The sequence below is a fragment of the Nostoc parmelioides FACHB-3921 genome (assembly GCF_014696625.1).
GTDB classification, from domain to species: domain Bacteria; phylum Cyanobacteriota; class Cyanobacteriia; order Cyanobacteriales; family Nostocaceae; genus Trichormus; species Trichormus parmelioides.
Window position 1 is genome coordinate 1 of sequence record NZ_JACJQL010000039.1, and the last position, 24,047, is coordinate 24,047.

General features: G+C 41.3%; 17 protein-coding genes. 8 read left to right on the top strand and 9 right to left on the bottom strand.

Annotated elements, in window-relative coordinates; translation table 11 throughout:
* The 4 genes from H6G14_RS21765 to H6G14_RS21780 form a co-directional block, all read left to right on the top strand.
* Window positions 1–241 (top strand): hypothetical protein (locus H6G14_RS21765; protein WP_190569544.1); only part of this gene is annotated, 241 nt, incomplete at its 5' end.
* 750 nt (window positions 242–991) lie between these two features.
* On the top strand, window positions 992–4,003 hold the full coding sequence (locus H6G14_RS21770) for a peptidase domain-containing ABC transporter (RefSeq protein ID WP_190569546.1): 3,012 nt from the start codon (window positions 992–994) through the stop codon (window positions 4,001–4,003).
* 54 nt (window positions 4,004–4,057) lie between these two features.
* Complete coding sequence (locus tag H6G14_RS21775; protein ID WP_190569548.1) at window positions 4,058–5,626, top strand: beta-barrel domain-containing protein; 1,569 nt, start codon at window positions 4,058–4,060, stop codon at window positions 5,624–5,626.
* A gap of 113 nt (window positions 5,627–5,739) precedes the next feature.
* Window positions 5,740–6,234, top strand: coding sequence for a DUF427 domain-containing protein (locus tag H6G14_RS21780; protein WP_190569549.1), 495 nt, complete (start codon window positions 5,740–5,742; stop codon window positions 6,232–6,234).
* An 8-nt stretch (window positions 6,235–6,242) separates the two neighbouring features.
* Here H6G14_RS21780 and H6G14_RS21785 read toward each other — a convergent pair whose 3' ends face one another.
* From H6G14_RS21785 to kdpA, 5 genes are all read right to left on the bottom strand, one after another.
* Window positions 6,243–7,376 (bottom strand): universal stress protein, encoded by a 1,134-nt coding sequence (locus H6G14_RS21785; RefSeq protein ID WP_190569551.1) that lies wholly within the window; start codon window positions 7,374–7,376, stop codon window positions 6,243–6,245.
* A gap of 161 nt (window positions 7,377–7,537) precedes the next feature.
* Entirely contained in the window at window positions 7,538–8,137 is a 600-nt protein-coding gene (kdpC, locus tag H6G14_RS21790) for a K(+)-transporting ATPase subunit C (RefSeq protein ID WP_190569553.1), read from the bottom strand.
* A gap of 271 nt (window positions 8,138–8,408) precedes the next feature.
* A complete protein-coding gene (gene kdpF, locus H6G14_RS21795) occupies window positions 8,409–8,705 on the bottom strand; it encodes a K(+)-transporting ATPase subunit F (protein ID WP_190569556.1) in 297 nt (98 codons plus the stop codon).
* 93 nt (window positions 8,706–8,798) lie between these two features.
* On the bottom strand, window positions 8,799–10,904 hold the full coding sequence (gene kdpB, locus H6G14_RS21800; RefSeq protein ID WP_190569558.1) for a potassium-transporting ATPase subunit KdpB: 2,106 nt from the start codon (window positions 10,902–10,904) through the stop codon (window positions 8,799–8,801).
* 139 nt (window positions 10,905–11,043) lie between these two features.
* On the bottom strand, window positions 11,044–12,729 hold the full coding sequence (kdpA, locus tag H6G14_RS21805; protein ID WP_190569560.1) for a potassium-transporting ATPase subunit KdpA: 1,686 nt from the start codon (window positions 12,727–12,729) through the stop codon (window positions 11,044–11,046).
* A gap of 502 nt (window positions 12,730–13,231) precedes the next feature.
* Here kdpA and H6G14_RS21810 point away from each other — a divergent pair.
* A complete protein-coding gene (locus tag H6G14_RS21810; protein WP_190569562.1) occupies window positions 13,232–14,758 on the top strand; it encodes an FAD-dependent oxidoreductase in 1,527 nt (508 codons plus the stop codon).
* On the opposite strand, the gene priA is transcribed toward H6G14_RS21810, so the two are convergent.
* Complete coding sequence (priA, locus tag H6G14_RS21815; protein ID WP_190569564.1) at window positions 14,744–17,263, bottom strand: primosomal protein N'; 2,520 nt, start codon at window positions 17,261–17,263, stop codon at window positions 14,744–14,746. The two genes, H6G14_RS21810 and priA, sit on opposite strands and share 15 nt — an antisense overlap.
* A gap of 803 nt (window positions 17,264–18,066) precedes the next feature.
* Between priA and H6G14_RS21820 the strand changes: the two genes are divergently transcribed.
* The 3 genes from H6G14_RS21820 (at window position 18,067) to petJ (ending at window position 20,504) form a co-directional block, all read left to right on the top strand.
* Window positions 18,067–19,239, top strand: coding sequence for an RpoD/SigA family RNA polymerase sigma factor (locus H6G14_RS21820; RefSeq protein WP_190569566.1), 1,173 nt, complete (start codon window positions 18,067–18,069; stop codon window positions 19,237–19,239).
* A gap of 197 nt (window positions 19,240–19,436) precedes the next feature.
* The gene (locus H6G14_RS21825; RefSeq protein WP_011318043.1) at window positions 19,437–19,931 is read left to right on the top strand and encodes a GNAT family N-acetyltransferase; all 495 of its coding nucleotides are present in this window, start codon (window positions 19,437–19,439) and stop codon (window positions 19,929–19,931) included.
* A gap of 237 nt (window positions 19,932–20,168) precedes the next feature.
* Window positions 20,169–20,504, top strand: a complete 336-nt coding sequence (gene petJ / locus H6G14_RS21830) for a cytochrome c6 PetJ (protein WP_011318044.1) — start codon at window positions 20,169–20,171, stop codon at window positions 20,502–20,504.
* A gap of 315 nt (window positions 20,505–20,819) precedes the next feature.
* Here petJ and H6G14_RS21835 read toward each other — a convergent pair whose 3' ends face one another.
* From H6G14_RS21835 to H6G14_RS21845, 3 genes are all read right to left on the bottom strand, one after another.
* Window positions 20,820–21,944: a Gfo/Idh/MocA family protein gene (locus H6G14_RS21835; protein WP_190569568.1), complete on the bottom strand. Its 1,125-nt coding sequence runs from the start codon at window positions 21,942–21,944 to the stop codon at window positions 20,820–20,822.
* Window positions 21,945–22,221: 277 nt separating this feature from the next.
* The gene (locus tag H6G14_RS21840) at window positions 22,222–22,488 is read right to left on the bottom strand and encodes a hypothetical protein (protein WP_190569633.1); all 267 of its coding nucleotides are present in this window, start codon (window positions 22,486–22,488) and stop codon (window positions 22,222–22,224) included.
* 213 nt (window positions 22,489–22,701) lie between these two features.
* Window positions 22,702–23,889, bottom strand: coding sequence for a HetZ-related protein 2 (locus tag H6G14_RS21845; RefSeq protein ID WP_190569570.1), 1,188 nt, complete (start codon window positions 23,887–23,889; stop codon window positions 22,702–22,704).
* Window positions 23,890–24,047: the final 158 nt, after the last annotated feature.

Consider the following 24,047-nt stretch of genomic DNA (forward strand, 5'->3'; position numbering starts at 1 on the left):
TTGGATTGCTAATGGTAGTTTACCAACTAGTAAGAATACTGTGACAGACTTCGCTGTCGGTGTTGACAAAATTGGACTGGGTGGAGTTGGTGTGACACAATTTAGTGCTTTAAGTCTGTTAAAGCAAGGTGCTGATACTTTGGTGAAGCTAGGCGCGACTGAGTTAGTGACATTGCAAGGAATTACTTCAACTAGTCTGACTGTGACTGACTTTGTTTTTGCTGTCAGTGTGGTGGGTTAGTTATCCTAATTCAACGTGAGTCTCCAACAGAGACTCACGTTAATTCACATATAGCGTGAATTAGAAATTTTCATGGTGTGCGTCCCTAGTTTGTTAATGACTAACTACTTTTAGTTTTGTTTGATTTATCACCAGCCGAATTTCCTTTGATTAAGAATCATTTACCGTATAATTTCTGAATTTACAAGCTCTGATGATTACGTAAAGTGGATAAATAAGTTGCATAAAAAAGTACAATTATTTTAATGAAATAAGTAATAATACACTACCTTAGTGGTATTCTAGTATCCTAGAGACTTTTTCGCTGTCAAAACTAACTGCGACTATGTCTCCAAGGCTAAATCAGAAAATTTCGTATAAATCGAAAAATAAAGTTAAGTATCTAAGCCCAAGTATTTATGGGTTGGCAAAATAATGGTAATTTTACTTTGGGTATTTACTGATAAAATTTCTGGTGCATTTATGTAATAGCCACTAACAATTAAATCTTGCTAGTTTATGTATATATACGGTACAGTTGTTTAGATAAAAAGTATAAATTTTGATATGAATAATTTCGGTTTAGTCTACTAAGTTCTCAGTAAAATTCTTTAAACATAGATAAGTTTAATAAGACAAATTACACTTTTGTCTTGGTAGTGAACCAAAAGCTATGTATAAATTAAATGGAAAAACTTTAAATTTTGTCTTTGTAGTAAAAACTGACTAAAGCTGGCTCAAGTATAGATAAATTAGTTAACTGAATTAAAAATGACTTATATTAAGAGCGCCTTTCAAGAATTTCTTTTCACCATTGAGGGTTTTGACCAGTTACCAAGTGAGGAACTGACTCAAATCCTCGACAATTTACAGCCATTTCGCTATCGCATTGGTCAAAAAATTATTGGCAAAGAAAGAACGCCAGAACGAGTAACAATTATTTATGAAGGTCAAGTGCGGCTGCTAGGATTTGATCCGCAAACGCAAGTTCCCACAACCCTAAAGTTGATGAAACCGGGGGAAATCATTGGTGAAATTGGGTTATTGCGGGATGTGGCTTGTGAAACTGCGATCGCCTCTGCCGATGAAGTGATAGGCTTAACCTTAAATGCTACACATTACTTACGTTTGTTGGAGTCGTACCCAGGTTTTGCTCACGCACGCCAAAATCAAAGTTACATCATCGAGGTTTTCGATGTTTTGAGTTCCCAGTTAGCTAACCAAGCTAACGTGATTAGTAACCTTGATGAACGGGCTGCACAAGCTCTAGAAAATGCCAAAATAGATTACCTCCCACCAGGAAGAAATTTCTTCCATCAATTAGACAGTGAAAGCATTTGGTTTGTGAGTGGCGGAACAGTGACAAATTACCCCATAGGTTCTCGCCTAGAACCTAGTGATGGAAATCGGGTAATTGAAGTCCAGGGAGAAAGTCCGGCGCGGTTAGTTGGTTTAGAGCCTGTAGATTTATTGTTTTTAGAGAACGATTATCACCCTGGTGGAGAACTTACCGTCTATGATAGTTCGCCCAAAATTACAGAAACTTTAGATATTCCCTACGCTAGCGAAGAAGAACTTCCCCAGTCACCTGCTGTTCCCAGCAACGCTAAACCAAGACAAAAATTTCCTTTTGTTCGGGGTAAAGGTGAATTAAATTCTACCTTTGCTTGTTTTCAAATGCTCACCAAGCACTTACAAATTCCCTTCCGCAAAGAAGTAGTGCGCCGCATTTTGAATGAGCAAATTAAACGTCAAGGAACCATCTCCTTCCCTGCTTGCGCTTATCTCTCCGAGTTAATTGGACTCAAAGCCAATCTAGTTGATTTACCGGCGGCGGCTATTACCCGTGTTCCTACACCGGCCTTAGTCCGTTATGGTGATGGTTATGCGGTTTTGTATGCGGCCGATGCCAATAATGTAGTTTTAGGTGTGCCATCCCAAGGGATAGTACGCTGCAAACCCTCCCAGATACTTGAGCATTTAGATATTGTCGAAGACAGTTATCCCCCACAAATTAGGGTATTGCTGTTGTCTGCTACCAAAGAAACACCACAAGAACGCTTTGGTTTACGTTGGTTCATACCTTATTTATCTCGCTATCGCCGAGTTTTGATTGAAGTTTTTATCGCTTCTTTCTTTGTTCAGTTAGCGGCGTTAGCCAATCCCTTAGTTATTCAGCTCATCATTGATAAAGTCATCGTCCAAAACAGTATTAGCACCCTGAATGTTTTGGGAGTTTTGCTGTTAGCCGTTGGAGTATTTGAAGCAGTCCTCACCACCTTAAGGACTTACTTATTTGTCGATACTACCAACCGTATCGATATGGGTTTGGGTTCAGAAATTATTGACCACCTATTACGGCTACCACTACGCTACTTTGAAAAGCGTCCGGTGGGTGAACTCGCTACCCGCATCAACGAATTAGAAAATATTCGTCAGTTTCTTACTGGGACAGCCTTGACAGTAGGTTTAGATGCGGTATTTTCCGTAGTTTATATCATTGTCATGCTGTTTTATAGCTGGCAACTTACCTTAGTTGGTTTAGGGACGATTCCCATATTTATCGTTATCACCTTAATTGCATCGCCAACGGTAAGTAGACAGTTACGTTCTAAAGCTGAACGCAACTCAGAAACCCAATCCTATTTAGTTGAGGTGATGTCTGGGATTCAGACGGTGAAGGCGCAAAATATTGAATTGCGATCGCGCTTTTCCTGGCAAGAACGGTATGCTCGATATGTAGCAGCAGGGTTTAAAAATGTCATCACATCAACACTCGCTAACTCTACCAGTCAATTTCTCAACAAACTCAGCAGTTTACTTGTGTTGTGGGTAGGTGCTTATTTGGTACTCCAAGGTGAACTAACTTTAGGGGAATTAATCGCCTTTAGAATTATCTCCGGTTATGTCACCAGCCCAATTTTACGCCTAGCTCAACTTTGGCAAAGCTTCCAAGAAACAGCATTATCCCTAGAACGGTTGAGCGATATCGTTGATACGCCCCAAGAAGCCGAAATTGACCGCTACAATATTCCCTTACCGGAAATTCAAGGGTCTGTTAAATACGAGAATATTTCCTTTAGGTTCGCACCCAGTGGCCCTTTACAACTATCCAACGTCAATTTAGAAATTCCCACAGGGAAATTTATCGGTATAGTCGGACAAAGCGGCTCCGGTAAAAGTACGATGATGAAATTACTGCTGCGCTTGTACGACGTAGAGTCCGGCAGAATTTTAATTGATGGTTACGATATTGCCAAAGTAGAGCTATATTCATTACGCCGCCAAGTTGGTGTAGTACCCCAAGAAACCCTGTTATTTGACGGGACAGTGCAGGAAAATATTGCCCTGACAAACCCTGATGCTAGCACCGACGAAATTATTGAAGCGGCGCGAGTAGCAGCAGCCCACGAATTTATTATGAGCTTACCCAATGGTTATAATACCCGTGTAGGGGAGCGTGGGGCTGGACTTTCTGGGGGACAAAGACAGAGAATAGCGATCGCCCGTTCTGTTCTCCAAAGACCTAAACTATTAGTATTAGACGAAGCTACCAGCGCTTTAGACTATCCTACAGAACGACAAGTTTGCCTCAACTTAGCTAAAGCCTTTCAAGGTAGCACAGTATTCTTTATCACCCACCGACTCAACACTGTCAGTCATGCAGACATGATTGTCGTTATGGATGCAGGAAAAGTTATAGAACAAGGAAGCCACCAAGAATTAATGGCGGCTAAAGGTCATTATTTTTACCTGTACCAACAACAGGAAGTAAATTTGTAATTGGTTATTCCCAATCCCCAGTCCCCAATCCCCAGTCCCTTCTGCAAAACTACTATGACTCAACTCAATAGCGATCGCCGTAATGGTAATAATAATGGGAAGCAAAATAAGATTGTCAAAATTGATGATCAAGCTTCACCAGAGACAAGCAAAGCTTTAGTGAAATTTAATCAAAATGACTTTGAGCAATCTGTCGTACTGCGCCAATCTCCTATTTGGTCACGCACAATTATGCTGACCCTGATAGGGTTAGCTTGTGTGGGTATTGGTTGGGCATATTTTGCCAAAATTGAACAGGTAGTACCAGCTACTGGTCAACTGAAACCAGAAGGTACAGTTAAAGAAGTACAAGCACCAGTGAATGGTGTAGTGAGGGAGGTTTTTGTTAAAAATGGAGAGACAGTTAATAAAGGTCAGCTACTATTAACCTTTGATCAAGTTACCACCGTCGCCCAGTTAAATTCATTAGAAAAAGTTAGACGAGCCTTAACTCAAGAAAATCAGACATATCGCCGCTTGATGAGATCAACAGGTGGTATTGCTTCTGAACTAGAATTTGTTCGTAGTCGGTTGCCACAAGAAGCAACTTTTCTGTTGAGAAGTCGTGCGGCATTAGTTGCAGAAAATGAATTGCTGCGTACTCAATTAGATAATGCTACGACGGGTATAGGTTTAGATAGTGATGAACAAAAACAGCTAAAAGCTGCCAAAACTGAATTAGATTCTCGTGCAGCCGCCGCAGGACTAGAAGTTGCCAAAATTCAAAAACAACTAACTCAAACAACGGTAAAACTTCAAGATACTCAATCTAGCTTGGCAATCCAACAAAAGATTTTAGATAAGATTAAAATCCTAGCAGAAGAAGGTGGTATTTCTCAGCTACAGTATCTCAATCAACAACAGCAGGTACAGACTACAGCAGCAGAAGTCGCCCAATTAGTTGAAGAACAGAAACGCCTGCAATTTGATATTGAAAAAAACCAGCAGCAAGTTACTAATACTGTCGCCAACACTGATAAAAATATTTTAGAGAAAATTGCCGATAACAAAAAACGCATTGCAGAAATTGATAGTCAATTCATGAGAATTGTCCTAGATAATGAACGCAATTTAGCCGATATCACAAGCAGAATTTCTCAAGCCCGACAGGAACTTAAATATCAAGAATTACGCGCGCCTGTAGCTGGTACAATCTTCGATTTGCAAGCAAATAATCCTGGATTTGTGGCGAATCCTACACAAAAATTATTGCAAATTGTCCCTAATGAAAACTTTATTGCTGAGGTTTTCATCACCAATAAAGATATTGGCTTTGTCCGCAAAGGAATGAAAGTAGATGTCAGAATTGACTCTTTTCCTTTCAGCCAGTTTGGTGATATCAAAGGTGAAATAATTAATATTGGCTCAGATGCTTTGCCACCAGATGAAATATATAAGTTTTACCGCTTCCCTGCCAGAATCAAACTCAATCAACAATACTTACAAGTTCAAGATAAGCAGATTTCCTTGCAGTCGGGTATGTCAATCAGCGCTAATATCAAAGTCAGGGAAGAACGCACAGTCATGAGTCTGTTTACGGAAATGTTTACTAATCAAGTTGATAGTTTAAAACAGGTGCGTTAAATAGTTAAGATGTCAGGTATTGAATTTACACATCTTTTGGTGTTGACAGTTGACAGTTGACCCTTATCCTGTTTGGGCTTTCCTAATTTTGAATTTTGAATTGATATAAGCTGATGTATCCTCAACGTATTGAACCTCAACCGGGACAAGAATCTGTTTGGGACTATCCTCGTCCCCCTCGCTTGGAAGACACAAGCAAACATATTCAGATAATTTTTAATGGGGTAATCATCGCCGATACCCAAAATGCCAAGCGTGTTTTAGAGACAAGCCATCCGCCTTCCTATTACATTCCTCCAGGGGATATCAAAATGGAACACCTCATCCCTACACAACAATCAAGTTTTTGTGAGTGGAAAGGATTAGCCGGCTACTATACAATCCGTGTGGGGGATAAAGAAGTGCAAAATGCAGCATGGTTCTACCCCAATCCGACAACAGCATTTGCATCGCTGCAAGATCATGTCGCATTTTATGCCCATCTTATGGATGCTTGCTATGTTGATGGCGATCAGGTGGAACCACAACCAGGGAATTTTTATGGTGGTTGGATCACAAAAGATGTTGTCGGCCCCTTTAAGGGTATCCCTGGTAGTTGGGGATGGTGAAATTTTTTTTAGCGCCTGGTTGAAGGTGTTTTTTCAGTAGCAATGATGTGTAAATCGATGTTTTTTAGCAAGCGGACTAACTTGTGCGTTAAAGAACCTTTGAGGAGAATTTGCCAGCGCGATCGCTGACTTTCACCGATGACGATTTGTGTAATACGATATTGTTCTGCGACCTGGGCGATCGCTTTACCAACATCACCACTAGTCACGCGAATAAAAATACCTGCAAATTCTTTACATAATTTCTCACAGGTGTCGATGTGTAGGCTTTCTTCTTTGGTGAGGAAGTGTTCAGGATCAGCAACAAATACTACATATAAGGGTGCATTCATGTAATTAGCGAGTCTTGCACCCCGACGCAACAGCTGTAAGGATTGGGGATAGGTAGAGACGCACACTAAAACTCGTTCGTGAATATTACAGAATTGTCCATTGGGCGTAGTGGCGTTTACTCCAGGTATCGCTTCTTCTTCTACATTGTCTGCTACTTCCCGCAAAGCCAATTCCCGCAAAGCAATGAGGTTACGACGTTGAAAAAAGTTATCTAGGGACTGTTGAATTTTTTGTGGTGCGTAAATTTTCCCTTCTATTAACCTTTCTTGTAAGGTTTCCGGTGTAACATCTACAACCACAACTTCATCGGCTTCTTTCAGAATCCTGTCGGGTACACGCTCTCTGACAACCACACTAGTTATTTTCGCTACCACATCATTGAGACTTTCCAAATGCTGCACATTCATGGTGGAGTAGACATCAATACCGGCGGCTAAGATTACTTCTACATCTTCATAGCGTTTTTCTCGTGGTGAACCAGGGACGTTTGTGTGAGCTAGTTCATCAACTAATACTAACTGGGGTATAGACCCATAGCGGCTTGTCGATAGACATCGCTTTAAAATAGCATCTGTATCCATTTCAGTGAGTGTTAGTCCACCTCTGGCTATTTGCTGACGTGGAACAATTTCTAGTCCTGCGGCTTTATCGGCTGTCTCTTTGCGTCCGTGAGTTTCCAACAGATCAATAACAACATCAATTCCTTCTTGTTTAAGAGCCTGTGCTTCTTCTAGCATCCGGTAAGTTTTCCCTACACCCGGAGCCATACCAATAAAAATTTTATGTTTGCCCCGCTTTACTGGATACATAGGAATTGGTCAATATTTAGAAATCCAAAGTTATGGCTGTTGACTGTTGACTGTTGATAGACTTGAAAGCCTTGTGTGGTAAGCGTTTGATCTTAGCTTGATGTCCTAATCTATCTGGCTACCGCTATAACCGTCAACAGTTAACTGTTAACAGTTAACTTTCAGTTTTGTTGACGATTAATATCTTGCAAATCGAGAGCATAATTTAATCGCAGAACATTAACTCCTGGTTCACCAAAAATTCCTAAAAATCTACCATCAGTGAACTTATTAATTGCTAGAAGAATTTCATCTGGTTGAACACCACGGGCGCGAGCAACTCTCTCTAACTGTTGTCTTGCAGCTTGAACAGAAATATGGGGATCTAAGCCTGAACCAGAACTATAGATTAAATCGGCAATAGGTTGAATATTATCATCGCGGAGTTGATTTGCTTCCTCAATGATGCGCTCAAGTAATGCAGGGTTACTAGGAGCTAGATTGCTACCACCAGATATACCTGTTGGTTTAGCTTTTCTGCCTTGACTATATCTAACTGCGCTGGGACGACTGTGAAAATATTTTTCGGAAGTGAATACTTGACTAATTAAGCTGGAACCTATTGGTGTTCCTTCGATATTTTCCATGATGCTACCGTTAGCTTGGATGGGAAATAAACCTTGCCCAACTACTAAAATAGCGAGAGGATAAATAATGGCTGTCACCAACCAGAAGATTAGAGTAATACGAATTGCTCTCAGAATTTCTCGAATAAAAGACATATAAATCAACTCAAAATTCAAAATTCAAAGTTCAAAATTAAAAACAGTCACCCACTTTTGCATTCGGTTTTAAGTACTTCCAAGTAAAAAATATTCTATTGAGATTGTTGACCGTTGACGGTTAACAGTCAACAGTCAACAACTTTAAATGAAATAATTTCTTTGTTGGATTTCCCTTAAACCCAAATTTCCTCATAACATTTTTCCGTTACTATCAAAATTCAATTTTAGATTTTGTAGATGTAGATTTACCCTAGCTTTGTTACGATTATTAAAATCGCTCTGGTTGAAAAACGACGACAAATAAGTAAATAATAAGTCCGGCAATCACCGCCCCTAAAATACCAAAAGCCCAGGCGGAGTTTTGATTTAGCGTAATACTAGTAGCTGCATAGACTCTTGGGTTAATGATGAGATGGAAACCTAAAATAAGAGCGATCGCTAATGTTAGCTGTTTTTTTGGCAATCTTGACCAAATATAGGCGATGATCTCCGAAAAACCTGAGGTAATCGCCTGTATCAGATCCACCATGAAAAACTTGTCATATCCATCAATTCCTTTTTTCATACTTTTTCTTATATACCCGCTTAAATTATTTAGTTAGTTGTCAGTTGTCATTAGTTTTCTTCTCTCCCCCCTGCACCATCTCGAATCATTTTTTCATGCCAACCCAACGAGAGTAATTAATATATCTATCAATTTAATAGCGATAAACGGTGCAATCACTCCACCTAAGCCATAAATGAGAATATTACGTTGGAGTAACTGATTGGCTGTTAATGGTCTAAACTCTACACCTTTTAAAGCTAAGGGTATGAGAGCCGGAATAATTAAGGCGTTGTAAATCAGAGCCGACAGCACAGCAGAATTAGTACTAGTCAAATTCATAATATTCAGGCTTTGCAGATTAGCCGCCGCAAAGATAACCGGAATAATGGCAAAGTATTTAGCAATATCATTAGCAATAGAAAATGTAGTCAACGCACCACGGGTAATCAGCAATTGTTTACCAATACTGACAATATCAATCAGTTTTGTGGGGTCTGAGTCCAAATCTACCATGTTGGCAGCTTCCTTGGCGGCTTGGGTTCCCGTGTTCATGGCTACACCAACATTAGCTTGGGCTAGGGCTGGTGCATCGTTGGTTCCATCTCCCGTCATGGCTACGAGTTTGCCTTGTGCTTGTTCTCGTTGAATGACGCTGATTTTATCTTCTGGTGTGGCCTCGGCGATAAAGTCATCAACTCCGGCTTCTTGGGCGATGACAGAGGCTGTGATGTGGTTATCACCAGTGAGCATAATGGTACGTACACCCATGCGCCGCAACTGGTCAAATCTTTCTCGAATCCCAGATTTAACAATGTCTTTTAGGTAAATGACACCATAAATTTCGTTATCTAGGCAAACTGCTAGGGGTGTACCTCCCTGTTGGGAAACTCGCTCATAGGCTGCATCTAATTCTGGGATAGTTTGCCCATTACGAGAACGTACAAATCCTTGAATCGCACCGACTGCTCCCTTCCGCGCTTCCCGTCCACCAGGTAAATTAGTACCACTCATCCGTGTTTTAGCAGAAAATTCTACTGCTTGGGCTAGGTTGGGATCAAGGTCATACCTGATACCTAATTTCTCAGCTAGACGGACAATTGATTTACCTTCTGGCGTATCGTCAAAAACACTAGCAGCCCAAGCAACGCTGGCTAATTGTTCTACAGAGTAACCATTAATAGGAATAAACTCTTCAGCCAAGCGATTACCTAAGGTGATAGTACCAGTTTTATCTAACACCAGAGTATTAATATCACCACAGGCTTCTACTGCCCGTCCAGAGGTGGCGATGACGTTAAATTGAGCCACTCTATCCATACCAGCGATGCCAATAGCGCTGAGTAACCCGCCGATGGTGGTGGGGATCAATGCTACTAATAAGGCAATTAAAGTCGGGACATTAACTGGTGTATCAGCATAGTAGGCAAATGCAGGTAAGGTGGCAATCACAAATAGAAATACCAAGCTCAAAACTGCCAATAAGACTGTCAACGCGACTTCATTAGGTGTTTTGCTGCGTTCTGCACCTTCCACTAAGGCAATCATTCGGTCAATAAAACCTTTACCTGGGTCAGATGTCACCCTGACAATAAGTTCATCGGAAATGATGCGTGTCCCACCAGTGACGGAACTGGCAACATCTGAGCCTGATTCTTTGAGGACTGGGGCAGATTCCCCAGTAATTGCTGATTCATCGACGGAGGCGACACCCATAATTACTTCCCCATCGGCGGGAATGATATCGCCAGCTACTACATATACAGTGTCGCCTTGTTTGAGGTTAGTAGAAGGGACTTCTCTAATTGTGCCATCAGGAGAGAGTTGTTTGGCGATCGCTTCTGATTTAGTTGAGCGCAATGTATCGGCTTGGGCTTTACCTCTACCCTCGGCGACGGCTTCGGCAAAGTTGGCAAACCAAACAGTAAAGAACAAAATCCCAGTTAATAACCCGTTGAAAAGATGGGGATTTTTCTGTTGGTTTGGGCCGAATAAGTCGGGATTAATAGTCACTGCTAAGGTAACAAGTGTTGCTACCCAAACCACAAACATGACTGGGTTTTTAATGGCAGATTTGGGATTGAGTTTAACAAACGCATCCTTAATTGCCCTGGGGTAAATTCCTTTGGTTTTGATTCTAGCTTTCTTACGTGCTTGTCGGCGATCGCTGGGACGATTGCGGGGGGGTTTAGCTTTCGGGGTAGGTGCCACTGGGTTCATATACAATTCAATAGTCGATTGTCAGTTGTCAGTTGTCAGTTGTCATTGGTCAATAGTCAATAGTTAATAGTCCATAGTTATTCTTTTTTACTTCCCCTGCCTCCCCTACCTCTCCTGCGTCCCCTGCCCCCTGCCGCTTCTAGCTACCAGAGGCTAGTTTAAAACCTTCGGCGATGGGGCCTAAGGCTAGAACGGGAAAGAATGTCAAAACCCCCAATATCAACACTATACCGGCGGTAACGGTGGTAAATAGCAAGGAATCGGTTTTGAGAGTTCCTGGGGTTTGGGGTACGGTTTGCTTACGAGACATACTATCAGCAAGTAGCAGCATGGCAACGATGGGGACGTAGCGGCCTATGAGAATGCTGACGCTGGTGCTGAGATTCCACCACAGGCTATTGTCTGTCAATCCTTCCAAACCGGAACCATTGTTAGCACTAGCTGAGGCGTATTCGTAAACTACTTGGGAAATACCGTGGAAGCTGGGGTTACTGATGCCGGAAAGTGAGAACGGATAAGCTAAAGCGATCGCACTGGGAATTAAGACTACTATGGGGTGAATCAGTAATATGAGGCTGGCGAGAACTATTTCTCGCTTTTCGATTTTGCGTCCGAAAATTTCTGGGGTACGTCCTACCATGAGTCCGGTGAGGAATACGGTGAGAATCAGGTAAATGAATAGGTAAGCAGTGCCGGTTCCCTGACCACCCCAAATAATTTGCAAGAATAAGTTAAATAAAGTGGCAAATAGCCCTTGAGGCATTAAGGAATCGTGCATTCCATTGACTGCACCGCACATGGTAGCGGTTGTCATGACTGCCCAAAGTGCCGTTTCCGCCCAACCAAAACGGACTTCTTTGCCTTCTAAATTGGGCTGTTCGATTCCTAAAGTGTTATTAACTAACGGGTTTCCTTGGAGTTCGCCACCTGCGGCTACCCATACCAGGATTACAAAGACAACAAATACCATCCAGAATAATAGCCAAGCTTGTTTGATGTTTTTGGCAAATACACCATAGGTATAAATCATGGCTGCGGGGATCGCAATCATGGCGATGGTTTCAATTAAGTTAGTCAAGCCGTTGGGATTTTCAAAGGGGTGGGCGGAGTTAGCTGCAAAAAAACCGCCGCCGTTTTCTCCCAACATTTTGATCATCTCAAAGGATGCTACTGGGCCTCTAGCAATGTACTGGGTTCCTCCCTCTAAGGTAGTAATGGTCAAGGTTTCACCGATTGTTTGCGGTACACCTAACAAAACTAAGGCGATCGCACCAATTACCGAGATGGGCAATAATATTCTAGTGATCCCACGGGTAAGGTCAACATAGTAGTTCCCCAGTTTTCTGCCTGTTAAGCCACGGATAAAGGCAATACCCACAGCTAAACCAGTGGCGGCTGAGGTAAACATCAAAAATCCCAAGGCTGCTACTTGGGAGAAGTAACTGAGGGTTGTTTCGCCTGCGTAGTGTTGTTGATCAGTATTGGTGACAAATGAAATTACTGTATGCAGGACGATATCCCAGCTAGGCACACCTAAACCGTTGGGATTCCAAGGTAATAACCTCTGAAAATATATCAACGAATATACTAAAATTCCCATGAACAAATTGGTGTATAGTATTGCGCGGATATACTGCCAACCAGTCATCTCATCTTTAGGACGGACACCTGATATTACATAGACACTGCGCTCTATGGGATTCATTACACGATCAAGTATTGTTCTTTCTCCCAAGAACACACGGGCTATGTATCTACCTAAAACCGGAGTAATTGCTATGACAATGCACAGCGTTAAGCCAATTTGTAACAAACCTTGTCCCATTTATTTCACGCCCAATTCCAATTGAGTGCTATGCCGTTAATTATTTAGATATAAAAAATAACCTGTTTGCTGATGAGAGTGTGAGCAATTTGGCAACTTCTCGGTTAACCACAATTCAACCTACACACCTTACTTGTTTCAACCATTACTATTTCTTGGATACTGTTTAAAGTGTCCATCAAGAATATTTAAATTTTACTTTTACTCATATTTTTGATTGTGAATACATTTGTTTATACAATACATCCTCAAGATTGGCTACTTTATAATCTGTGATATTTACTTGCTCAAAACTAAATTGTAAGTATAATATTACACGCATTGCGATAGATACTTAAGAAAAAAATACGATAAAAATCAAATTCTCTACCCTCAGTTTGATTAACATTTTCACTTATTCAATCAGAAATTTAATTTCAATACCGAGAAATAGGATCTAATTTTAGATCAGCTTGAGAATTAGTATACTAAAAATAATAACTGCTATATAACTAAAAAATATATGTTAGAACAAGAATTATTAATAGCTAATGAACCTAAATATTATCAGCAAAATATTTTAATCATAGGTGGCGGCCCTTCAGGTCTTGCTACCGCATTAATTCTAGCTAAAAGGGGTTGGAAAAATATTACTGTATTGGAACAGCGAGCCACAGCCGATTATTATGAACCTGACAAGTCATTTAATTATTCAATAGATGGTCGGGGACAAAAGTTAACAGATTATCTGGGAATCACCTCTATCCTGGCAATGCTAGGTGTTTCATCTCAAGAATTTTACTTAACCAGGATTGCCCCTAACGGCAGCAGAAAATCATCAAAGTTGCCTATTATAGACCCTCAACGAAAAACTGCTTATTGGATTACCAGAAAAGCTTTTGTGGGGATGTTATATCAGCAGATTGAACAGCATTGGAACGAATATATAAAAGTTCTATTCAATGCTAAGTGTGTCAAAATTAATAAATTAGCTATCAATAATGAAGTAGAGAAATTAGAAGTTCTTGCTCAGGTAGGTAACGATAATTTCGTCAAATTTGAGCCTAGTCTTTTAGTTGGGTGTGATGGTCTGCGCTCAGTTGTCCGTAATACTTTAGCAGAGTGGGACACTTCTGGATTGCACAAATTTCAGATGCAGCAGTTACTCTCCGCTAGCTCTGGTTTAAGGTATAAAGTGTTAAGCTTGCCACCGAAGCCATCTTTGGATCATCGTGGTGAAGAATATGCTGTGAGCGAAATGGCTTATATTGTCCTGGGAGCTTTACGTAATCGCCAGCGTTATTTAAGGCTCGGTTTACTACCCGTAAAAAACCCGGAGGAACCAAGAACCGCGAATGTAATCGCCTTACCAGACCATGAAGTGTGGCAATTGCAGGATGGTGAGGCAATTTACAGGTTTTTCGAGAAATCCTTTCCCCAGTTGCCCATACGTAAAATATTATCCTTTGAAGAAGCAGACCGATTTGCCAAAAGTGAAGGCGGTTATTTCCCTAAACCCCAATACTGTACTGGATTGCAATTTTTATTGAGACACAAGCCGGAAAGTAAAGATACTTCTGCTGTTGGGGTAGTGTTGTTAGGCGACACTATCCATTGCTTTCCGCCAGATATTGGACAGGGGGTAAATGCGGCGTTAGAAGATGTTTGTGTTTTGAATGAGGCGCTTGCTCAGAGTCATGATAACCTCTCGCAGGCACTACCTTTATATGAATCTTTGCGCCTTGCTGATGTCAAAGCTGTCACCAAGCTGGCTCAAATCGCCTTTCCCTGGCAATATGGTCAAAATCCCTTCCGCACAAAGCTATGGAGTATCAACTTTTTTCTCAGACTTGTACTTAGTCGTCTGTTACCCTTCCTATTTCATCCACCAGCATTTTTCCTCATCCAAAATTATCGGCTTTCCTACCAAGAAATCTTGGATAAAGTCGAACGTACCAGCCAGAATTTATACTTACTGGGGCTAGTACTTGGGTGCGGATTATTGTTTGCAGGTGGTCGCTGGCTATTTGTAGCCTCACATAATATTTAACGGGTCTACATCTATAGTTAAGCTGACACCATCAGGACAAAGTAGGCGTACTTCGTCCCAGTCTGGTAATTGGGGTAGTGCTTCGGGGGCAAACTTGAGTAATATTTGCCAGCGATAACGGTTTGCTACCCGCATCACACTAGCTGGTGCTGGGCCTAATAATTCAAATCCTGGGTTAGCACTTAAGACTGTGGCGATCGCACCAGCTGTATTCTGTACTTGAATAGGATCAAAGCTACTCAGCCGCAATAAAATTAACCTGCCATAAGGCGGATAATTCAGGGCTTGCCGTTGTTCCAATTCTGCCTTCACAAAAGATTGATAATTGTGATATTTGACTGCTTCAATTACTGGATGTTCTGGTGTGTAAGTTTGCATAATCACCCTACCAGGGTCATCACCTCTGCCAGCCCTACCCGCTACCTGCGTGAGGGTTTGAAATGCCCGTTCACTGGCGCGATAATCTGACAAGTTCAACAGTCCATCGGCCGCAACAACACCCACAAGTGTCACCTGGGGCAAATCTAACCCCTTAGTTAACATTTGCGTCCCCACTAATAAATTCGCTTCCCCATTGGCAAACTGAGTCAGTAGGGTACGATGTGCGCCTTTGTTGCGGGTGGTGTCACTATCAAAACGGATATATTTCAACCCCGGAAACTGTCGGCTTAATTCCTGGGCGACTCGTTGAGTACCACTACCAAAAAATTTCAGGTAAGGTGAACTGCATTCTGGGCAGTGTTTGGGATGCACACTTACATAATTACAGTAATGACAGCGCAACAATTGAGGCGCGCCTGCTTCTGTCTGGTGATACGCCAGGGATACATCACAGTGGGGACACTCCACTACATATCCACAACTACGACACGACACAAAGGTACTATGTCCCCGACGATGGATAAATAAAATTCCCTGTCTTCCTGTTTGTTCCAGGTGTTGTAAAGCTTCTTGTAATGACCGACTAAATATAGAGCGATTCCCATCCTGCAACTCTTGCCGCATATCAATTATCTCTACTGGTGGTAGGGGGCGGGAGTTGATACGTTCGGGCAGGGGGGAGTAGAGAGTAGGGCTGTTGACTGTTGACTGTTGACTGTTGACTGTTGACTGTTGACTCACGCTTACCCAACTTTCTAAGGAAGGTGTGGCGGAACCTAAAACCAAGGGACAGTTTTCTAGTTCTGCACGCCATTGGGCGACGGTGCGGGCGTGATAGGTAGGGATGGGGGAGTCTTGTTTAAAGCTAGAGTCGTGTTCTTCGTCGAGGATAATTAAACCCAAGTTGGGTAAGGGTGCGAAGATGGCGCTACGTGTGCCGATGACAATTTGGGGCGTGCCAGTGAGCATTTGCCGCCAAGTGTCGTAGCGTTCACCGTCGGAGAGGGCGCTGTGATAAACGCTGATTTTATTGTTGCCAAAACGGGCGCGGAAACGGTCTGTGAGTTGGGGTGTGAGGCCGATTTCTGGGACTAATACTAGGGCTGATTTGCCTTGTGCGAGTATTGGAGCGATCGCTTGTAAATATACTTCTGTTTTGCCGGAACCTGTGACTCCGTGCAACAATACTTGAGCAAATCCATTTAACTTTTGGATAGTTGCTAAGGCATTCTCTTGAGCAATATTTAATAACTTCGGTGTATCTAAATCTAATACTTGCCCTTGTTCTGTCCGCAATACCTCTCTTTCTTCTATAGCAATGTAACCTTTTTGTTCCATCGACTTCAGGGTAGAGGAACTGGTACTACAAATTTGTAACAATTCACTGTGCCATAGCTCACCGCCACGTCTCCGCAATACTTCTAAAATCTCCCTTTGACGGTTGGTTAAATCACGATCAACTGTATCAATTAATATGACTGCTTTTTGCAATTTTGGGCGATTTGTCCGGGGCGGTTCTAAGTAACTTTCTACTAAACCTATGCGTAATAATTCCCGCATCCCTCGATAAGTAGCTTTAACTTTTTGTTGCAAATAATGGAAACTATAATCTCCTGATGGTTGGGATTGTAGTAGTTGGAGAATTTGCTGCGCTGGGGGGCTTAAAAAAGCAAATGATAATTGCTCATTTTGTCTTTTTATCAAGCGGACGCGACGTTGCGATCGCCCTAATAATCCTGGTGGTAATGCTGCTCTGATTACCTGAATTAAAGGTGTGTAGTAATATGACGCTACTCTATTTAATAATTCCCAATAAGCACTAGCAAAAAACCCGGAAGTTACGACATCCTCTACTTCCCTTATCTTGTCTGGAGCTAGATCAATGTTGGGTTCTGCCAATAAACGAATGGCGATCGCTCCCAATTGCTGGGAGCCAAAAGGTACACTTAATATATCCCCAGGTCTGATTTCTAACTGAATGGGTATTCGGTAAGTGAATAATCCTGAATTACCAGGAAAGTCTACTAATACTTCGACATACTGATTTTTATTGGTTGTTACTCGGTAGAATTCCTGATTTTCATTCACTACTAAATCCAGGGAATTGATGTCATTAATATACATAGTTCTTGAATTTTAAAGATAAATATTCTTATTGCCTTAAACTCAGTCCGTAAAGTTCTCTTAGCTCGTTATATTTTAATTTTTCTTTCTTTAGAATAAAATTGTAATTCAAAATACTTTTATTAGTTATGATACTTGATAAGTTTCCTCTTATGTAATCTACTAGACAAATTAAAACCAACCATACGTGCAATAAATATTTGAAGTCCAATATAAAAAATAAAACTATCTACCTGTCTATTTCTGAAATAGTTCATCTAACTACTAAATAGGGAATAGCCTTTTTTCCGCCCATTGATAGATATTCATTCCTTTGTCTCTATGAGATGCTTTTATACAAACAATTTTGTGGGATTAGTAAATTGCCTAACTATTAGCATTTAGAAAAACAACCAAGCAACTGATTAACTTTAAACCAACAAATATTATGATTGCAGTTATGTCTCTCAACGAATAAAGCTAGAAAACTTTATAAAAGTATATAATTATTAAAAATAGAGGGGACTTTTCCCATATTTTTTTCTAATTGTTAATTTAGAGAAAGGTTGAGGGGGTTTAACAGATTAAATGATTAATAAAAAAATAAGCAATATATCTGTTGGAAACTGAGAAAATAAAATTTGGGTGCAAAACTAAATATTTCTAAGAATTCTAATATAGTAGCAGCAGCTATAAACAGGTGGCTAGGAGTTATTTTTAACTGCTAGAAATTGATTACATGAACCTAAAATTTGCTACTTAGGAGACACAAATTTAGTTAGGAAAAACAAAAATTCTCAGTAGTTAGCAGTTGTCGTGAAAATATGTACCAAACAAAGCATGAATCCCTCAAGGAAACTATGAATATTGCTGAATTGGGAACAATGGAAATAATAGAGAGCGTTGTAGAACATGAAGAACACTCTCTTGATGCTTTAGAACTGATAATAGAAGAAGAACCCCCAATAACAGAGAATTTAGACTCAGAGGAACGCGATAGCGGAGATGAAATGGCGGCTGCCCGGCCTTCGGGATACAATAAAACCGAGCATGATGATGCAGTAGGTGCGTTCTTTAAAGAAATGGCACGTTATCCACTGCTAAAACCCGATGAAGAGGTGGAATTAGCCAGAAGAGTCAGATTTTTAGAAGAAGTTAGAGATTTACAAGCAGATTTGCAATTACAATTAGGGCAACATCCAACAAAAGCCCAAGTAGCTGCTCAATTAGAGATAACAGAAAAACAATTAGAAAATCGATTGTATCAAGGTCGAGTGGCGAAGCGTAAAATGATTCGCTCGAACTTGAGATTAGTAGTATCAATTGCCAAGCGATATCTAAATCGGGGAGTACCTTTTCTCGATTTAATTCAAGAAGGTGCAATGGGATTGAATCGAGCTACAGAAAAATTTGACCCCGATAAAGGATATAAGTTTTCTACTTACGCTTACTGGTGGATTAGACAAGCAATTACGAGAGCGATCGCTAATGATGCCAGAACCATCCGCCTACCCATTCATATTGTAGAAAAACTCAACAAACTCAAAAAAGCCCAACGGGAACTCAAACAAAAATTCAGCCGCAACCCTTCCGAAGCAGAAATGGCCGAAGCTTTGGAAATTAGCGTCCCACAACTGCGCCAACTGCAACAACTCCGGCGACAAGCCCTCTCCCTCAACCACCGTGTCGGTAAAGAAGAAGATACCGAACTGATGGATTTATTAGAAGATGAGGATAACTTATCTCCGGAAGCAAAAATGAACGAAAACATGATGCGTCAGGAGATTTGGGAAGTTTTAGGCGATGTCCTCACCCCCAGAGAAAAAGACGTAATTTCTCTACGCTATGGTTTGACAACTAGCGAACCTTGCACCCTGGAGGAAGTCGGGAATATGTTCAACTTATCCCGCGAACGAGTCCGCCAAATTCAAAGCAAAGCCATGCGTAAATTACGCCGCCCACACATAGCCAAACGTCTGAAAGGTTGGTTAATTTGAGCTAGGAACTGGGGATCAGAGTTGGGATTTTAGTATTTTTACTTAGGACTCATAACTAACCTGACCATTTTTTATTCTGCCAAGAGTCACGAGTTAAAGAAATTACAGGACACACGTACCCCGTGAAAGACGATGGCGTTCCACCCACCGTAGGCGATCGCTTAAACTATTGACTGTGGACTATCGACTATGAATAAATGACTGTGGGTAACGATTTGACTGTACGTTTTGCTGAACTTGCTGACAGCGAAACATTGTTTGGCTTAATTAAAGCGCTAGCAGAGTACGAAAAATTAACTCATGCTGTAACTGGCAACGTTCTTGCACTTCAAGAGCATTTATTTGGCTCCCAAAGATACGTTGAAGCAATTTTAGCGGAATCCGCAGGTCAAGCCGTAGGGTTTGCCTTATTTTTTCATAATTACTCTACCTTTCTCACCAAGCCAGGCATTTATCTAGAAGACTTGTTTGTCCTACCCGAATATCGACGACAAGGCATTGGTAAAGCACTCCTCACTAAATTAGCCCAAATAGCGGTCGAACGGGATTGTGGACGGCTAGAATGGAGCGTTCTGGACTGGAATGAATCAGCCCAAGCATTTTACCGCCACATGGGAGCAACAATATTAGATGATTGGCGAATTTGCCGCGTTACAGAAGAAGCAATCAGCCAATTAGCCGAGGGGAAGTGAAGAAGGCAGGGGAGCAGGGGAAGCAGGGGGAGCAGAGGGGCAGGGGAGCAGAGGAGCAGGGGGGGCAGGGGGAGCAAGGGAAGTAAAAAAGAATAACTATGGACTATGGACTATGGACAACTGACAAGCAACTATTGAAGTTTGACAGCCTGTCATTTGACTATGACAGCAGCTCAACTGACAATAATTGAGGATGATATTGGTCTGAATGAGCCTTATTTGCAGAGAGAACGCGACATGAAAAAGATTTTTTCCCTAGTACTGTTAGGCATAGCACTCTTCACTTTTGCCTTCAGTAGCCCTGCATTAGCAGCAGACGTAGCAAACGGAGCCAAGATATTCAGTGCTAACTGTGCTTCTTGTCATGCAGGTGGCAAGAATTTGGTTCAAGCCCAGAAAACTCTGAAGAAAGAAGACTTGGAAAAGTTTGGTATGTACTCAGCAGAGGCAATTATTGCCCAGGTAACAAACGGTAAGAACGCCATGCCTGCTTTCAAAGGTCGTTTAAAACCTGACCAAATTGAAGATGTAGCTGCTTATGTACTAGGACAAGCCGATAAGAGTTGGAAGTAAATTCCACTTCACAAGCAAAACTGACTAACAGATAGCGGGACAATAATCCCGCTATTTTTGTCATCAGAGTTATGAGTAATAAGTGGAAAGCACAAGAATCATTAATTCTTAATAGAACTTACACATCAAGGGTTTAGAAAAGTGTATAGGGGTATGAATCAATTCAAAATACCCTGCGGGTTCGCGGTAGCGTTCCGAAGGAAAGCTAAAGCTACAAAATTCAAAATTCAAAATAAATGTTTTATACCCCTACAGCCATAAACCCTTAAACCCTTAAACCCTTAAACCCTTAAACCCTTACACATAAGTCCTAACTTAAATAAGATAATCTTCAACATTTGGCACATCTACCCAGCTACCAGTTGTATGAGATTGATGAGATAAATCCATTAATAACTGGGAATAAATACCTTCTTTTAAAGATGGTACTACTGGCTTTTGCTGATCAATTCCTTGTACCCATTGGTCTACTACCCGCAAGAATGCACAAATGCGTCCGTCAGTGTAATGTTGGGGGAATAGTAATTTGGGCGGGATTTCGATTTCTTGAAGAGGTTGACCTGGTTGGGAACCCCAAACGCGAAAACCGTGGATGTAGTCTTTTTGATTTTCACTACCAATTACTAAAGTACCGCGATCGCCATATACTTCTATCCAGTGTGTTCTAGAAGCATGAACAGCAGCACTGATAGTCACTTGGCAAGGCGTACCATTTGCTAATTCTAGTGACAGCAGGCAAGTATCATCTGTCTCCACTGCTTTTAATTCACCGCCAGCAGGGTCAATCCGTTGAGGAATGGCTGTAGTCAAGTGGGCATTTAATCTGCGGACTGGCCCAAATAGCCAATAAATATAATCAAAAGCGTGGGAACCTAATGAACCTAATGCACCACCACCCTTTTCCTTAGAAGAATACCAGTTCCAAGGGCGGGAAGTATCGGCACGAGAAGAACCTAACCAATCAATTCTAATCAGGCGAGGGGTTCCTACATAACCTGATGATAGAAGTTCAGCGAATAGTTGCCATGCAGGGACAAAACGAAACTCAAAATCTACAGTGGCAATCACACCTTGCTTTTGCGCTAATTGATACAATTCTTGTGCTTCAGCTACATTTAAGGTGACAGGCTTTTCTAGTAGTAAATGTTTTCCTGCTTGCAATACTGTTTTCCCCATTTCATAATGCAGGAAAGGTGGTGTAGCGATACTGACTGCTTGTACTTCTGGCAGATTAACGGTATCAGCTATAGTGTCAAAGGCATGGGGAATATTGTTTGCTTCGGCAATTGCTTTAGCTTTATGAATATCGCGGTGATAAATCGCAACTATATCAGTACGATGATGGGCTTGAAAGGCAGGTATGTGAACTTTTTGACCAAAGCCAGTGCCAGCGATCGCTACTCCGATTTTACCCTGATTTGCTTGTAATCCAGACACCATAAACTTTAAATAACTGAAAATTTATAGTGTAATTCTACGGCGAAGCAAGCTAGGCGTAACATCTTCAGCAATCTTTTCGTGTTGACTGGTAATTTAAAAGCGTAATAGCTTAGGACTTACGCACACAGGTTGTCTGTTGAGACCGGGTGTAAGGGTATAGGGGTGTAAGGATTTCAAACATTTATACCCCTATACCCCTATACCCCTATACCCCTATACCCTTCTCCAAACCCTTAATCTTTCGTTTTCATGGGTAAGTCCCATAGCTTAACAATTATCAATGCTGTTGTGGCCCTTTCGCATCACATTCCTTACTCCAGCACCGTTTTAATAGTCCAATGCGCCAACTGTAGGCGAAACGTCGGGGATTAAGTTCTAAGTCGCGGTTGAACAATGGTTGGTTGAGATATTGCCAAAGAGGAAATTTAATTTTGTGGTGTTTATCAGCCATAGGAGGAGCAAGATAGTATAAAAATAGTTTTGGTAGTAGCTCACCATATAAAGAACAACTACCAGATAATGAATTTCTAGTTAAAGATGACATGATATACATCCAATTGTCCTGGTGACAATTGCGGAATTCTACCTAAAGTTTGATGCTCAGGAATTTTTATAAAATAAATATATTTAAATTGCCAAGAAGCTAGAGGCTAGAGGCTAGAATTTTGACTCAGTAAGGGCTTAAGCCTCACCTTGCTAACACCACTCAGTCCTCAGCACTCAGTTCTCATTTCTCCGTATTTAGCACTCACCATAGTTACTCTTGCGTTCTGATGGCTTGAGCCGCGAGATAGACTTTAGTCCATTCGCCCATGACTTGATGCTGTTTCAGATTTAATTGTTGGGCTACAGCTTCTATGGAGTTGCCTGATTTCCGCAAATCCAAGATTTGTCGTCCAATAGGGGTTAGTTTTTCTTGGAGTTCTTGCCATTGGTTTTGTGTTAAACCCAAGTTATTTTCCTGTAAGGAAATTGCCAGCCAGTTATCTACGAGTTCTGGTTTACCCTTGAGGGCAAAGACACGGACTGCATGGTAGCTGATTTTTTCTCGCAGTCGATAAATTTCTTTGATTGGTTTGTTTAATTTCTTGGCGATTTCATCTTGGGTTTTGCCTTGTAAATACAGCTTTAGCCACTCTACTGCTTCTGATCCCAGATTTTCTTGCAAGTAATTGGCAAACTCTTGTTGTACTGTCTGGCGCAGTGCTTGTTGTTCTTCTAGTTGCTGTGCTTCTTGATATTCGGCGATCGCTTGATTATCTACTAGGTTAACTCGATTATCGTTGTCGTCTGTCAATACTTCTTCGGAAACTAGCCTAACTAAGTCACCACCTGGAACTTGAGTTAACCCACCGCGTTGAGAACGGCGTAGGTAGTTGACAAAACGATAAACTAACAAGGGCTGATTGCGTACTGGTCGCAAGCAATATTCTTCTACAGTCGCAAATAGTAAAGTATCTTTGAGTCTCTTATCTAGAGCAACTTCTGCGATGTACGCCATTTGCTGCTGAATGTAAGTATCATTTTGTAGTAATTCTTGTATCACTTCTTGTAATACATCAAGAACACCACGTTGGCGATCGCGGCTCAGAGCGATCCAGGTTTGAATTTTATTCCGTAATGTGACTAAACTTCCCAGCCGAGTAATCAGGTTACGATAAGCACGTTCTCGACCTACACCCAAGTAGCGTTGACTTAAAATCTTCCAGCGATATTCCATCGCTTGCTTGGCAATTTCAAGTTCTTTAGGGTTGAGTAGATCCAACCGTTGTGCATCACGACCTAACAGCCAGAGAATAATACTTTCTATTGCAGCTACATTTTGTTCTGGACACTCCGCAGCTAGCCGCTTGCGCCAAAATTGTGCTAGTTTTTCTGCTTCCGTTGCCATAGCGAGATTGCGCTCCTCGAAACCCTGTTTTAAAGTTTGCATCACAACCCCCATTTGTCGCACTTATCTTGTGAGCTAGCAAATCACCGTGAGTCCGTCATCTTGATGAGGACGTATCAACGATTCCATTGTTATTACGTCTCTATTGACGAATTTTATGCAGGATTTTATCTTGTTCTGAATTTTTGTTCGTCTTCAAGTCGCAAAAATCC